8 protein-coding genes are annotated in these 15441 nt (G+C 69.6%); 7 read left to right on the plus strand and 1 reads right to left on the minus strand.

Annotation, left to right across the window (positions count from 1 at the left end; translation table 11 throughout):
• Positions 1 to 2540 (minus strand): DEAD/DEAH box helicase (locus QNJ12_RS12875; protein WP_300623060.1); only part of this gene is annotated, 2540 nt, incomplete at its 3' end.
• Between the two features lie 350 nt (positions 2541 to 2890).
• Here QNJ12_RS12875 and QNJ12_RS12880 point away from each other — a divergent pair.
• The 7 genes from QNJ12_RS12880 (at position 2891) to QNJ12_RS12910 (ending at position 15427) form a co-directional block, all read left to right on the plus strand.
• Positions 2891 to 6385: a GNAT family N-acetyltransferase gene (locus QNJ12_RS12880; protein WP_300623061.1), complete on the plus strand. Its 3495-nt coding sequence runs from the start codon at positions 2891 to 2893 to the stop codon at positions 6383 to 6385.
• A 5-nt stretch (positions 6386 to 6390) separates the two neighbouring features.
• Positions 6391 to 7959: an EamA family transporter gene (locus tag QNJ12_RS12885; RefSeq protein WP_300623062.1), complete on the plus strand. Its 1569-nt coding sequence runs from the start codon at positions 6391 to 6393 to the stop codon at positions 7957 to 7959.
• A gap of 81 nt (positions 7960 to 8040) precedes the next feature.
• Positions 8041 to 10212, plus strand: coding sequence for a PQQ-binding-like beta-propeller repeat protein (locus QNJ12_RS12890; RefSeq protein ID WP_300623063.1), 2172 nt, complete (start codon positions 8041 to 8043; stop codon positions 10210 to 10212).
• A 175-nt stretch (positions 10213 to 10387) separates the two neighbouring features.
• On the plus strand, positions 10388 to 11863 hold the full coding sequence (locus QNJ12_RS12895) for an ABC transporter substrate-binding protein (RefSeq protein WP_300623064.1): 1476 nt from the start codon (positions 10388 to 10390) through the stop codon (positions 11861 to 11863).
• 100 nt (positions 11864 to 11963) lie between these two features.
• Positions 11964 to 13415, plus strand: coding sequence for a carbohydrate ABC transporter permease (locus tag QNJ12_RS12900; RefSeq protein ID WP_300623065.1), 1452 nt, complete (start codon positions 11964 to 11966; stop codon positions 13413 to 13415).
• Positions 13412 to 14290: a carbohydrate ABC transporter permease gene (locus QNJ12_RS12905; RefSeq protein ID WP_300623066.1), complete on the plus strand. Its 879-nt coding sequence runs from the start codon at positions 13412 to 13414 to the stop codon at positions 14288 to 14290. Before QNJ12_RS12900 ends, QNJ12_RS12905 begins: the two co-directional genes overlap by 4 nt.
• A 36-nt stretch (positions 14291 to 14326) precedes the next feature.
• Entirely contained in the window at positions 14327 to 15427 is a 1101-nt protein-coding gene (locus tag QNJ12_RS12910; protein WP_300623067.1) for an ABC transporter ATP-binding protein, read from the plus strand.
• The last annotated feature ends 14 nt before the right edge of the window (positions 15428 to 15441 follow it).

Genomic DNA, 15441 nt, shown 5'->3' on the forward strand with positions numbered 1-15441 from the left:
ATCCAGTTGAACAGCAGGCTCGACGCCATCGGGCTCGACACCGGGGTGTCGACCTGCACCAGCCGGACCTGCCGGGACTGCAACTGCCCGAGCACCTCGCGCAGGGCCGGCACGTCGAACACGTCTTGGAGGCACTCGCGCGACGTCTCGAGCAGGATCGGGAATGTCGGGTACTTCGAGGCCACGCTCAGCAGGTCGGCGGCCCGCTGCCGCTGTTGCCACAGCGGGGTGCGCTGGTCGGGGCGCCGCCGTGGCAGCAGCAACGCCCGCCCGGCACACTCACGGAACCGGGCCGAGAACAGCGACGTCTGCGGCAGGCTCGACACGACGAGCTCGTCGATCTCGTCGGGGTCGATGACGAACACGTCGGGGTCGAGCTCGTCGGCGGCCTCGGGCAGCCGGATCACGATGCCGTCGTCACCCCACATCGTCTCGACCGGCAGGTCGTACCGGTCGATCAGCCGGCGCTCGATCGCCATCGCCCACGGGGCATGAACCGGCGTCCCGAACGGGCTGAGCACGCAGACGCGCCAATCGCCGATCTCGTCGCGGAAGCGCTCGACGACGATCGTGCGGTCGTCGGGCACCGCACCGGTGGCCTCGGCCTGCTCACCGAGGTACCGCACGACGTTGGACGCTGCGAGCGGATCGAGCGCGTACGCCTCCTCGAGGCGCTCGCGGGCCTCGTCGTCGGGCATCGCGCGGATGTCGCGCACGAACGCACCGAGCGCTCGGCCGAGCTCGAGCGGCCGGCCGGGTCGGTCGCCGTGCCAGAACGGCATCTTGCCCGGCTCACCCGGCGCCGGCGTCACGGTGACCCGCTCGAACGAGATGTCCTCGATCCGCCACGTGGACGCACCGAGCAGGAACGTCTCGCCCGGGCGGCTCTCGTAGACCATCTCCTCGTCGAGCTCGCCGACGCGGGTGCCGTCGGGCAGGAACACGCCGAACAGACCGCGATCGGGGATCGTGCCGCCGCTGGTGACGGCGAGCCGCTTCGACCCGTCGCGCGCCCGGACGACGTCGTTGACGCGGTCCCACACGATGCGCGGTCGCAGCTCGGAGAACTCCTCGCTCGGGTACCGGCCGGCGAGCAGGTCGAGCACGTTGGCGAGCAGCTCGTCGGTCAGATCGTGGAAGTTCGCGCAGCGCCGCACCAGCACCGCCAGCTCGGACACCGCGACGTCGCCGGTCGCCGCCGCGTGCGCGACGATCTGCTGCGCGAGCACGTCGAGGGGGTTGCGGAGGTAGCGGCTGTGCTCGATCTCGCCGTCGAGCATCCGCCGAGTGACGACGGCAGCCTCGATGAGATCGCCCCGGTGCTTGGGGAAGATCGCGCCCTTGCTCGGCTGGCCGACCTGGTGCCCGGCACGGCCGATCCGCTGCAGGCCGCGGCTCACCGCGCCGGGTGACTCGATCTGGATGACCTGGTCGACGGCGCCCATGTCGATGCCGAGCTCGAGCGACGAGGTCGCCACGATCGCCCTCAGATCGCCCCGCTTGAGCTGGTCCTCGATGACGATCCTCTGCTCGCGGGCGAGCGAGCCATGGTGGGCCTTGACCAGATCCTCGGTCATCAGCCCGGTCTCGGCGTCGACGCCGATGCCCTGCTCCTCGGCCAGCTCGTTGAGCTTGGCCGCAAGTCGCTCGGCGGCACGGCGTGCGTTGCAGAAGATGATGGTCGATCGATGAGCCAGCAGCAGCTCGAGCACTCGCGGATAGATGCTCGGCCAGATGCTCGACCGACGCTCGCCCGACCCCGGCTCGCCCATCGGGGTGGCCTCGTCGCCAGGCGCCCCCATGTCTTCGACCGGCACGATCACGTCGACCTCGAGCTGCTTGCGGACACCGGCGTCGATGATCCGGACCGGGCGGGGTGTCGACGCGTCGCCGTAGCCACCGAGGAACCGGGCGGTCTCCTCGAGCGGGCGCTGCGTCGCCGACAACCCGATCCGCTGGGGCGGCGCGTCGGTGATCTCTTCGAGCCGCTCGAGCGTCAGCGCGAGATGGGCACCGCGCTTGGTGGTGGCCATCGCGTGGATCTCGTCGACGATCACCGTCTCGACGCCCTGCAGCGTCTCGCGGGCCGACGACGTGAGCATCAGGTACAGCGACTCGGGTGTCGTGATCAGCAGGTCGGGCGGGCGGCGGATCAGCTTCTGGCGTTCGTTCGACGGCGTGTCGCCCGTGCGCATCGCCACCTCGGGCGCCGTGAAACCTTCGCCGATCCGCTCGGCGGCGAGGCCGATGCCGATCAGCGGCGCGCGCAGGTTCTTCTCGATGTCGAACGCCAGCGCCCGGAGCGGCGAGATGTACAGCACCCGCGTCCGATGCGTGCGTTCCTCGGGGCGGGGCGTCGTCACCAGCCGGTCGATCGAGGCGAGGAAGGCGGTCAGCGTCTTGCCCGAGCCGGTCGGCGCGCAGATCAGGGTGTGCTCGCCGGCGGCGATGTGCGGCCAGCCATGCACCTGGGGCGGCGTCGGCTCGGGAAACGACGACGCGAACCACTCACGTACGGCCGGCGAGAACGCCCCGAGCACGGCATGATCGGCGATGGTTGGAGGCTAGTCAGGGGCTGTGACAGCGCATCCCGCGACCCTCACGCAGGTCGGACCGCCCGGCATCTTGAGCAATCCTTGCCTTCACCTCTGGGCGCTCATGCGCTTGACTGTGCCTTCCAGACGTACCGCCACGACATTCACATCCCACACGGGCCCGCCGGCGAAGACCGCGGAATAACAGGGCCTCGCACCCGTTATCGCACTGCGATCACCGCGCTTCGTGCTCGTCGAGCCCACGGTGGGCACGCTCCGTCGAGGTTCGCGTTCCGTCCCGGCCGCGATCCGTCAAGATCCCTCAACCGGGTTGCCGCGCGGCCGAAGCACTGTTCGTGAATACGAACGTCTGGAAGCTCTACCTGCTGATGACCACCGCGGTGGCAGCGACCTACTTCCTGGTCGAGACGACCAGCCTGTCGAAGTTGGTGCTGTACAACGGGATCGGGCTGTCGGCCGTCATCGCCACCCTGCTCGGGATCAAGCGCAACAACCCGGCCAACAAGAGAGCGTGGTACTTCATCGTCGCCTCGCTGGCGTCGTTCCTCACCGCCGACATCGTCTACTACGTGCTGGAGCTGACGACGAACGAGGTGCCGTTCCCGTCCGTCGCCGACGCCTTCTACCTCGGCATGTACCCGCTGATGATCGCAGGGCTCGTGGGCCTGCTCCGGACGTTCTCGCCCGGCCGCGACCTCGCCAGCCTGGTCGACGCCGGCCTGATCGCGGTCGCCACGTTCGCCGTGCTCGGCATCCTCGTCATGGACACCTACGTCACCGACGACACGATGAACCTCGGTGGCCGGCTGATCTCGCTGGCCTACCCGGTGATGGACGTCGCGCTGGTCGCCGTGGCCGCCCGGCTGGTGACCGCCGTCCACCTCCGCCAGGCGTCGTTCGCCCTGATGACCGTGGGGCTGTCGAGCCTGATGGTCGCCGACACGATCTACGGGGTGCTCAACACCGCCGGGACCTTCCAGACCGGCGGCTTCGCCGATGCGTTCTGGCTCGGCTTCTACGTGCTGATCGCCGCCGGCGCCCTGCACCCCTCGATGGGTGAGGATTCGCAGGTCCGCGAATCGCAGAACGGCCACATCACCCGCAACCGCCTGTTCGTGCTGTTCCTCGTCGTGTTCGCCGTGCCGGTGATCGACCTGATCTGGGGTGAGCCCTTCGACAAGATCCTGACCACGATCGCTTCGATGGCGATGTTCAGCCTGGTGCTGATCCGCCTGATGGGGCTCGTGGAGATCGTCCAGAACAAGGAGCAGCAGGCTCGCCACGACGCCCGCCACGACGCCCTCACCGGCCTCGCCAACCGTGTGCTGTTCGGCGAGCGGGTCGAGAACTTCGTCCAGCAGCGCAAGGAGGGCGTCGTCTCGGTGCTCTTCGTCGACCTCGACGACTTCAAGTTCATCAACGACAGCCTCGGCCACCAGGTCGGCGACGAGCTGCTCGTCGCCGTCGCGGCCCGGCTGAAGGACTGCGTGCGCACCAACGACACCGTCGCCCGGCTCAGCGGCGACGAGTTCGCGGTGTTGCTCGAGAGCGCCGTCGACCGCCAGGATGCAGTCGCCGTCGCGCAGCGCGTCCAGGACAGCCTCGAGATGCCGGTCGTCATCGACGATCGCGAGATCATGATCTCGGCGAGCGTCGGCATCGCCGTCGAGCGCCGTGCCAACATCGAGCGCGCCGAGACGATCCTACGGGCCGCCGACGTCGCGATGTACCGGGCCAAGAGCAAGGGCAAGGGCCGCTTCGAGTTCTTCGAGCAGGGCATGCACCTCGAGGCGATCGAGCGCCTCGACCTCAAGACCGACCTCCAGGTCGCGCTGGAGCGCGGCCAGTTCGAGCTCAACTACCAGCCGATCGTCGGCCTCGACGACGAGCGGGTCCGCAGCGTCGAGGCGCTCATCCGCTGGAACCACCCCACGCGTGGCACGGTGATGCCCGATCGCTTCATCGCCCTCGCCGAGCAGACCGGTCAGATCGTCCCGATCGGCCGCTGGGTCCTGCGGGAGGCCTGCAGCCAGGTGATGCGCTGGCGCAACGAGTTCCCCGACACCGCGCCGACGGGCGTCGCCGTCAACCTCTCGGTCCGGCAGCTGCACGACCCGAGCCTCTTGGAGGACGTCGCCGACGCACTCTCCGACTCCGGTCTCGAGCCCGAGGCGCTGACGATCGAGATCACCGAGAGCATGCTCATCGAGGAGACCGACCGCGGGTCGCGCGCCCTCGACCAGCTCAAGGCGATGAAGGTCAAGGTGGCGATCGACGACTTCGGCACCGGCTACTCGTCGCTGTCGTACCTTCGACGATTCCCCGTCGACACGATCAAGATCGATCGCTCGTTCGTCGCCGAGATGGAGACCAGCCCCACGTCGGAGGCGCTCGTGCGTGCCGTCGTCGAACTGGCCCACAGCCTCGAGGTGGCGACCGTCGCCGAGGGCATCGAGAACGGCGATCAGAAGTCGAAGCTCGTCGGCCTGAACTGCACGTTCGGCCAGGGCTACCTGTTCGCCCGCCCGATGCCGGCCGCGACGATCGACGATCAGCTGCGCAGCGACGCCCGCAGCGCGAAGGCCCGCAAGACCGCGCCGATGGACATCCACCTCCGCGACGGGTTCGACACGCTCAAGGACGTGCTGCCGCAGCTCGGCAGCCTCCACACCGACCTGAAGATCCCGGTCATGGCGCGCACCCGATGGATGGACACCTGGGCATCGGTGTACGACGACTGGACGCCGAAGACGGTCCTGGTCCGCGAGCGCTCGACCGGTCGGGTCGAGGCGGCGGCGCTGCTGGCGCACCGCAAGCAGGGCCTGACGACCGAGGTCGTCGCGATGGGCCACGGCACGATCGCCTGCACCCGCTTCCCGTCGCGCAGCGAGCGGGCCTCGAAGATGCTCGCCAAGGGCATCAAGGACTGGCTCGACGACTTCGGATCCTGGACGCTGCACTTCCAGCAGCTCCCCGAGGGTGACACCGTCGCCCGCCTGCTCGCCCAGCAGCTCCCGAACGCCGAGATGACGCCCGACCTCTGGGTGCCCCAGGTGATCTTCGGCGACGACCCCAAGCTGCCCGACTTCCTGTCTCGCAACATGCGACGTCAGATCAAGAAGGCCTGGAACCGCCTCGAGACCGACGGCCTCGACGTCGACATGCACATCGCACGGTCCGAGTTCGAGATCATGGAGGTGCTGCCGCAACTCGAGCAGATCCACGTCGAGCGCGATCACGACACCGGCCGCGACAGCGACCTCGACGATCCGAAGACCCGCGAGCTGTGGCGGCGCCTCGTGCTGGCCCACGGCGCCAGCGGCCAGATCGAGGTGTCGACGATGCTCATCGACGACGAGATCGCCGGTTTCGTGATCGGCATCATCGACGACGACGCCTACCGCGTCTTCGACGGCCACTTCGACAGCAAGTTCCAGCGCTACTCCCCCGGCCGGATCATCGAGTCCGCCGTGCTGGAGCGTGCGATGGTCGATGCCCGCTTCCAGGGCCTCGACTGGATGGCGGGTGTCGCCGCCGAGAAGATCCTGACCTCGAACCACAGCGAGGGACGGATGCAGCTCGTCGCATCGGCCAAGTCGTCGACGAAGCCCACGCCGAAGCCGATCCCCGAGGGCGCCAACGGCCGCGAGCCTGCCCAGGCCGGCACCAACGGCAGCGGCGACTCGAACGGCGCGAAGGCCTCGAAGAGCGGGACTAGTGCCGACGGTGACTCGAACGCTGCGACGGCAACCCCCGGCAGGCGTCGGACGAACGCTGCCAAGCGTCGTGCGGCGGCCGCTGCCAAGGACGCCGCGCTCGAGAACGCCTGACCGACATGGCCGCGCTCCTTGCGCTCCTGGCGGCCGTGGGATGGGGCTCGTCCGACTTCGCAGCCGGCAAGGCGAGCCGAACGTCTTCCGCCGTCTCCGTCGTCGTCCTCACTCACCTGACGGCGGTGATCGCACTCGTGTGCGTCACCGTCGACATCGGCCCCCTCTGGACGTCGTTGGTCGGGTTCGCCGGTGGCGAGGAGACCCGATGGCGCTGGCCGACGATCGTCGGTGAGCCCACACTCACCGATCTCGGCTGGGGACTGGCCGCCGGGCTGGGCGGCGGCGTCGGCGCGATGCTGTTGTTCCGCGGGCTCGGAAAGGGTTCGATGGCCGTCGTCGCCCCGATCACCGCTGCGGGTGCAGCGATCATCCCGGTGCTTGCCGGTGTGCTGACCGGGGAGTCGATCTCGCAGCTCGGCCTCGTCGGTATCGGACTGGCCCTCGTGGCGATCGTGCTGGTCTCACTGACCGCGCCCGATGCCGCCGACGACGAGGCAGGTGCGAGCTCACCGCCGGAGACCGCGACGGGGGATGACGACGGCCTCGACGTCCTTCGACCCGCCGACGGCCCGGAGGGCGGTTCGCTCACGGTGCCCGACGATTGGGTCGAGGAATTCGGCGCGGTGACGCCGCGCGTGCTCGCCCGCACCTCATCTGCAGCCGCATCGGTCTGGTCGCTCCCCACCCGCGACGCCGGCTCGGTCTGGTCGCTCCCCACCCCCGACGCCGCCGCGTTGGTCGCCCGAGGCCCGCATCCGGCCGCGGTGCGGCGAGCCGCGCAGACGCCGACGGCGGCGACTCGCATCGAGCCGGCTGCGCCCCCGGTCGAACCGATCGCGTCCGGCACCGACGATGCGAACGATCTCGACGTGACCGTCCGCAGCCTGCTGTTCGTCATCGTCGCTCTCCTGGTCGCCCTGACCGTCGCCGCCCTCGGCATCGCAGCCGGACCGGTCGTCGAGCTCCTGTCGGACGAGCCGCTGACGACCGCACGCGCGGCGATGATGGCGTTGGCGCTCGCCACGATCCTGGTGACGACCTTGGCGATGCGGGCGACCGCACCGTTGCTCAGGGCCCCGAGGCCGTCACACGTCTCGCCAGCGGTGAGCCCGACACCCGCGATCGCTGAGCAGCCGCGTCCGCCGATCTGGCGCCGCATGCTCGCGCAGCCCGGGATCCCGGAGGCGCTGCTGTCGGGGATCGGGTTCGGCACGTTCTTCGTCTTCATCTACCGCGCCAGCGAGTCGGCGGGCCACATGCCGCTCGCCGGCGCCCGGCTCGTCTCGGTCGTCATGTTCACGATCGGAGCACTGGCGACCAGGACTGCTGTGTTCCCGGAGCGCGGCAGCCGCGTCGGTGTGGTGCTCGCCGGCCTGTTCGACGCCGCTGCCGCCGTGTTGTTCGTGCTGGCGACTAGGGCCGGTCTGCTCTCGATCGGTGCCGTGCTGGCGTCTCTCTATCCCGCCGTCACCGTGTTGCTCGCGCGCGTCGTGACGAAGGAACGGATCACGCGGACCCAGCTCGCCGGCATGGCACTCGCGCTGGCTGCAGTCGGTCTCCTTGCGTCCTGACGGTCGGGGGATCCCCGAGAGCCCCAAGCCGCGCAGCGTGGGGCAGCCCGCCCGGACTCGCCGTACTGTCGACGCTCGCGCATGGATGCACGAGCCGGCGCCCACACGATGCTCGAGTCGGACCACGTCGAGCTCTGGCGCGCGCTCGTCGCCACCTCGGCGTCGGTGAGCCTGGCGACCGAAGCGGTTCGCCACGTGGCCGAGCTCGCCGCAGGGGCCGATGCGCCGGTCAGGCGAGTGGATCTGTGGATCGCAGCCTTCGATCATCTCGACGCGGCTCGCGACGAACTCCGAATCGGCCTGCCCCTCGACCAGTCGATCCACGAACTCTCCGACCGTCTGCACCAGCTGTCGATCGAGGACACCCGTTCGTTGCTCGGTGCCCATTTCGCTCGCTTCGACGCCGACGAGCTGACCGAGTTCGCGCTCGCCGGTGCCGGCGCCGCCAGCGGCGGCCTGCGCCCGAGCGACCCGACCGAGGCCGGCTCCGGTCTGGCCCAGGCTGCAGAGGAGCGGATGCGCCGGCTCGATGATCGACCGGTCGAGGTCCAGTTCGCCCCGCTCGACGGTCTGGTGCCGCCCGCACTGCCGCGCCCGCAGCCGCCGAGCACCGGGCGGCCCCGCGCTGCGGTTGTGCTGGCTGCGGTCGCGCTCGTCGGCGTCGTCGCGGCGGCGGTCGCCGCCGTCTTCGGTGGACCCGACGACGGCACGTCGGCACCACCGAAACCGCAGCCGGAGCAGGCAGTGGCGCCGGTCGAGCTGCCCCGGCCCTCGCAGTGCCGCCCCGACGAGGTGGTCGGTGCGCTCGCACCAAGCCCGTCGGCCCTGCGCGCCGCGACCGCGACCTCGTTCGGGGACGTCCTCGAGTCGTCCGATCGAGTGGTCGCCGGCCAGCTGCGATCCATCGACCCCGAGGACGGCTGGGTGACCTTCGAGCTGGTGGGTGCCCGCGCGCTCGACGGCGAGACCGACGGGCTCCCGACGTCGTTCTCGGTGCCCGGCCGGATGCTCGGAGCGGTCGAGGTCGCAAACGGCCTCGAGCTCGTGGCGCTCGTCACGCGGGACTCGGGCTCACCGACCGGCTGGCGGACACCGGTCCGGGGCGGTGTCTGGCTCGCCTGCGTGGGCGGCGGTGCGCTGCCGGTCGGCGACACCGCGCCGCTCGACCAGGACTGGCTCGGCGGTCCGACGCTGTCCGGCGTCGAGGCCGCCGTCGCCGGCCGCGTCGCCAACGCCCAGACCATGGCGCTGACCGACCTCGGTGGCGAGGCGGTCGTCGGCGGCGTCAGGTTGCGCGACGGCACCGGGCTGTCGTTGCGACTGCCGCACGCGATCGGCACGACACCGCTCGACGTCCGTTCGAGCGAGGAGCGTTCGGTGACGCTCGACCGCGGCGATCTGCGCATCGTCGTCGACCTCGCGCGGTGTGCCGAGGCGGTCGCGGCCGACGAACCGGCGTGTTCACCGCCCGAGGTCGACGTCGACGCCGACCGCCCGCTGAGCACCGATGAGCTCGACGAGATTGAGGTCTACGTCGTCGATCCACGGGAGCACCGGACCGACACCGTCCTGCGGGGAGCTCCGCGCGGCGGTCTCGTCGCGCTCGATGTGCCGACGCTGTTGCCGCGCTGGCGGGCGGGGGACGACGACGCCCGGCCGGTCGGGTTCGCCGACGACCTCGCCGTGGCCGTCCTCGGCGAGGCACTCGTCGCGTTCGACGTCGCGACCGGCGAGCCGGCCTGGTCGGTCCCCGTGGCCGGTGCCGACGTGATCGAGCCGATCGGCAACTCGTGGTGGGCAGTGGTCGACGGCGGAGTCGGCTCGTCGATCGTCTCGATCGACGCCGCCACCGGCGACGTCGGCTGGCGCCGCGACGCTCCCGCCGGGGTCACGTGGCACCGGCCGATCGAAGCGGGTGAGGTCGCGATCGTCACCGAGCGCTCCGACCGGTCGCCGGACCGGTTGATCGCCATCGGGCCCGTCGACGGTCGGCAGCGGTGGTCGTTCGAGCTGGCGCCCGGTCCGGCGGGCGCGCCGGTGTTCGCGGTCGACGCCGAGCGGGGCATCGTCGCTGCGCTGGACACCGACGACGGGCTCGTCCGCCTCGACGCCGCCGACGGCCGCGAGCGCTGGCGGATCGGTCCGATCCGCCAGGCCGCGATCGAGGGCATCTGGCCGAACTCGATCACGGTGCTGACGCCCGACCATCGACTCACGGTCGGGCTGACCGAGGGGTTCCTGCTCCCACCGTGACGAGACGTCACGGTTGACGTTGCGTCACCGGTGACGCCAGGTCACGGTCGACGAGACGTCACGGTTGACACCTTCCCGGGCCCGGGAGTACGTTCGACGCGGGACTCCCGAAACGTTTCGGAGGCCCGCTACCCAGTCACGACCGGAGCCGCCGCCGGCTCCAGGGGAGGGAAAGATGACCAGGTACGACACGTCCCGGTCCGGCCGCCGCCTCGTGAAAGTCGCCTCGGTCCTCGCTGCGTTCGCGCTCGTCGCGGGCGCGTGCGGGGACGATGACGACGACGAGGCCGAGGACACGGCACCGGCAGCGACGGACGCGCCCGACGACGAGGAGCCCGAGGAGACGGCACCGCCGGCGACCGAGGCGCCCGACGACGACATGGACGAGGACGAGCCGGAGGAGACCGCACCGCCGGCGACCGAGGCGCCCGACGACGACATGGACGCATCCGCCGCCTCGTTCGTGAGCACGCAGTTCGCTCCCGTCGAGGAGGGCGAAGTGTTCCGGACCATCTTGGATCCGGCTGGGATCGACTTCACGCCCTCCGAGGAAGGCGACGCGATCACTCAGATCCTGGCGGGTGCCGGCGCCATCGACGTGCTCGGGGCGTTGCACGGCACGTTCCCGCCGCTGGCCGACGAGAACGCGATGACGAACATGATCGACGTGCTCGACGACCTGAGCGCGGACCGCGAGTTCGCCGAGTCGTTCGTGCAGGCCGGCCTGCTCGGCACCGAAGACTTCCTCTACTACGTGCCCTGGATGCAGGCGACCTACATCATGGCCGCCCACAACGACGCCCTGGCCTACCTGCCGGACGGTGCCGACATCGACGCCCTCACCTGGGAGCAGTACGGTGACTGGTGCCAGGCGATCCTCGACGGCGAGGGCCAGCCGCTGTGCGGCCTGCCGGTCGCCGGCCTGTTCCACCGCTTCCTCGAGGGTTACATGTGGCCGTCGTTCACGGGTGGCATGGTGAGCGAGTTCCGCAGTGCGGAGGCCGTCGACATGCTCACGTGGGCACGCGACTCCCTGTGGCCGACGATCAACCCCGAGTCGATCAACTACGACTTCATGCAGGAGCCGCTCCAATCCGGCGAGGTCTGGGTGGCGTTCGACCACGTCGCGCGCCTGATCGATGCGTTCAGCAACGACCCCGACACCTTCGTCGGCTTCCCGACGCCGGCCGGTGCGGCCGGTCGCGGCTTCATGCCGGTCATCGTCGGTCTCGGCATCCCGGCCGACTCGTCGAACCCGGAGGCGGCGGAGGCCGTCATCGAGTACCTGACCCGCCCGGACACACAGGCACAGGTGCTCTCCGAGCTGGCGTTCTTCCCGGTCGTGGGAGGCGTCGACACCAGCGCGCTGCCGGCAGGTGTGGCCATCGAGGCCGCCGCAGTCGACAAGCTGGCCAACTCGCCCGACGCGATCGCGGCGCTGCTGCCGGTCGGACTCGGCGAGCGTGGCGGCGAGATCAACGACATCTTCCGGGCCGCGTTCTCGCGGGTCGTGCTCGACGGCGAGGACATCGCAACCGTCCTCAACGAAGAGGGCGACCGCTTGCAGGCCCTGCTGAACGAGACGGGCGCCCCCTGCTGGGCTCCCGACCCGGCCAGCGACGGGCCCTGCGTCGTCAACCCTGCGGGCTGACGAACATCCATCGTCGACGGTGCCGGCCCCGCCCGGGGTCGGCACCGTCGTCTGTCCTACCGTCGTCTGAGGGGGTCGACGTGACCAGGGATGCTGAACGGTGAGCGAGGGAACCGAAGTCACGCTCGCGACCGTGGCGCTCGACGAGGCCGATCAGCCCGCCGCGGGCGATGCGGGTCCGCCGCGTCGCCCGTGGCGCCGCAAGATCGTCCCGTACCTGCTGATCGCGCCGACGGTGATCTACCTGGCGATGTTCTTCGCCTACCCGATGTACGAGGGACTGCGGCTCGCGATCTACGACGACGAGGCCGAGCTCCCGCTCATCGACGAAGCGAGCCTCGACGGTGACGAGGTCGCGCGCGTCGAGCAGGGCACCCCGGTAGCCGTTCTCGGCCAGCAGGGCAACCTGCTGGCCGAGGAGACCGAGGGCGGCGACCTCCTGACCGAGCTCTGGTTCCTGGTCGAGGGCGAGCAGGCCGACGGCTCGGTCGTCGAGGGGTGGGTGTCGGAGGCACGGGTGCGGGTGCGCGAGGAAGCCGGCGACGGCACGCCAATCGGCGGCACGATCCGTCCGCAGCTGGCGGCCGGCGCCGATCCGTTCACCGAGATCCGGGACGAACCGAACGAGAACGCCGCCGCCGTCGGCCAGCTCGACGAGCGTGCGCCCATCGACATCACCGAGGTCGCGATCCTCGAGGTGTGGTTCCAGGTCCGACCGCTCGACGACTCGACCGCGGCCGGCTGGGCACCGTCGCGGTTCATCCAGGTCTTCGAGAACGGCGAGGAGGGCCGCATCGACCGCGGCACCGAGGGCGTCTTCACGACGAAGTTCATCGACCGGATGATCAACGACCGCTTCTTCGAGGACGCCGTCAGGACCACGCTCCTGTTGATGGTGCTGATCCTGCCGATCCAGTTCGTGCTGGCGATGGTCATGGCGCTCGTGATCCACGCCCGGATCAGGTTCACATCGGGGTTCCTCTACGCGTTCACCCTGCCGATGGGCATGTCCGACCTCGCGGTCGGCATCCTCTTCCTGTCGATCTTCAGGGGCAACGGGTTCCTCAACAGCATCCTCGAGGGGCTCGGCATCATCGATTCGCCGCAGGCGTTCCTCACCGCCGAGACGCGCAACTGGATCATCTTCGCGATCGTGCTCGCCGAGCTGTGGCGGGCGACGTCGATCGTGATGGTCATCCTCGTCTCCGGCCTGCAGGCCATCCCCGACGAGACGCTCGAAGCGGCCGAGCTGTTCGGCGCCAGCTACTGGCAGCGCGTGCGCCACGTCATCCTGCCGCTGCTGCGGCCGAGCATCCAGGTCGCGCTGATCCTGCGCACGATCCTCGCCCTCCAGGTGTTCGCGGTGGTGGTCGCCCTGAGCGGCGGCGACGTGGTGACCGTCCTGGCCCACGAGACGTACCGGCAGTACGACGACTTCCGCAACGACAACGTCGCCTCCGCCTACGCCCTGTTCATCCTCCTGCTCTCGGTGGCGAGCGCGATCTTCTACCTGCGAGCCGTGCGCGCCGAGTCGGAGGTGCGAGACACATGACGAATGCCGAGCTCCCTGCCCTCGACTCGCCCGAGGTCGTCGAGCTGCACCGCAAGATGCGGCGCCGCTCCCAGCGCGGCCGGGTCGGAGCGTACGTCGTGGCGATACTGGTCGCGCTCTGGATCTTCGTGCCGATCCTGTTCATCTTCTCGATGGCGTTCACGACCGCCGAGACGGTTCGCTCGTACCCGAAGAACGTGCTGCCGTTCATCCCGTTCTCGACCGACACGATGCAGTTCTTCCTCGAGTCGGAAGGGGTCGCGGAGGGCCTCTGGAACAGCATCCTCGTCGCCATGATCACGCTCGTGCTCTCGACGATCATCGCCACACCGGCCGGCTACGCGATCGCGCGCTACGCCTTCCGCGGCCGCGACCTGTTCCGGCTGTCGGTCCTGGCGGTGCGGGCGTTCCCGATCGTGGTCCTGTCGATCCCGCTCGCCGTGCTGTTCATCCGGGCCGACGTCTTCGACAGCGTGTGGAGCCTGGCGCTGATGCACACCGCGCTCACGATGCCGACCACGCTCCTCGTCATCGCGAGCGTGTTCGCGAGCGTGCCCTACGAGCTCGAGGAGGCGGGGCAGGTCTTCGGCGCCACCGCGTTCCAGTCGTTCCGCCACATCGTCGTGCCGCTCGTGCTGCCCGGCATCGCGGCGGCGGGCCTGTTCACGTTCGTGCTGTCGTGGAACGAGGTGTTCGCAGCGAGCGTGCTCACGCTCGAGAACCGCACGCTGCCGGCGCTCGTGCTCAACTCGCTCGGCGAGTCGTCGGACGCGTTCCAGTTCGCCGGCGGCTTCGCCCTGATGCTGCCGTCGATCATCTTCATGTTCTTCGTCCGGAAGTACCTGTTCAACATGTGGGGTCAGGTGACCAAGTGAACACGACATCGGAGACGACATCGGAGGTCGTCCGCCATGGCTGAGATCCTCATCGAGAAGGTCACCAAGACGTTCGGCGACAAGGTCGCCGTGGACGACGCGAGCCTGACGATCCACGACGGCGAGTTCCTCGTGCTGCTCGGGCCGAGCGGATGCGGCAAGACGACGCTGCTCCGTGCGATCGCGGGTCTCGGCATGGCCGATTCGGGCCGCATCGCGATCGACGGTCGCGACATCACCTACACCAGGCCGGGCGACCGGAAGATCTCGATGGTGTTCCAGAGCTACGCGATCTTCCCGCACATGACGGTCCGCGCGAACGTCGGGTTCGGGCTCAAGATGCGCAAGGTCGACAAGTCCGAGATCGAGCGTCGCGTGAACAGCGCCGCCGAGCTCTTGCACATCGAGGAGCTCCTCGACCGCCGGCCGAGCGACATGAGCGGCGGTCAGCGCCAGCGCGTCGCCGTCGCGCGAGCGCTGGCGATGGAGGCCCAGGTGCTGCTGATGGACGAGCCGCTCAGCAACCTCGACGCGCTCCTCCGGCTCGAGATGCGCGCCGAGCTGAAGCGACTGCTCGCCGACATCAACGCGACGACGGTCTACGTGACCCACGACCAGATCGAGGCGCTCAGCATGGGTGATCGGGTCGCCGTCATGCGCGACGGCGTCATCCAGCAGGTCGACACGCCGACGACGGTCTACGAGGAACCCGCCAACCACTTCGTCGGCGGGTTCCTCGGCAACCCGCCGATGAACTTCCTCGACGGCAAGATCGCGAGCAACGGCACGGGCGTCGAGGTCAGGGTCGACGAGCACGTGATGCACCCGCCCGCCGGCATCGGCCGCATGCTGAGCGAACTCGGCGGCGACCACGTCACCCTCGGCATCCGCGCCGAGAACATCGAGACCACGGCCGAGCGCGTCGACGAGGGCTTCCCGGTACGGGTCCACGTCGTCGAGCCGCTCGGCTCCCAGAACCTGTTGACGGTCGACGTCGGCGGCCACCAGCTGAAGGTGTCGACGCACCCGTCGTTCGAAGCCGTCCCGGATCAGCAGTTGTGGATCCGATTCCGTGCCGATCAGATCCGGTGGATCGATCCCGAGAGCGGCATGGTCCTCTACGATCGGACGTCCTGACGGCGGAGGCGGAC

It is taken from the genome of Ilumatobacter sp. (genome assembly GCF_030065885.1).
GTDB lineage: Bacteria > Actinomycetota > Acidimicrobiia > Acidimicrobiales > Ilumatobacteraceae > Ilumatobacter.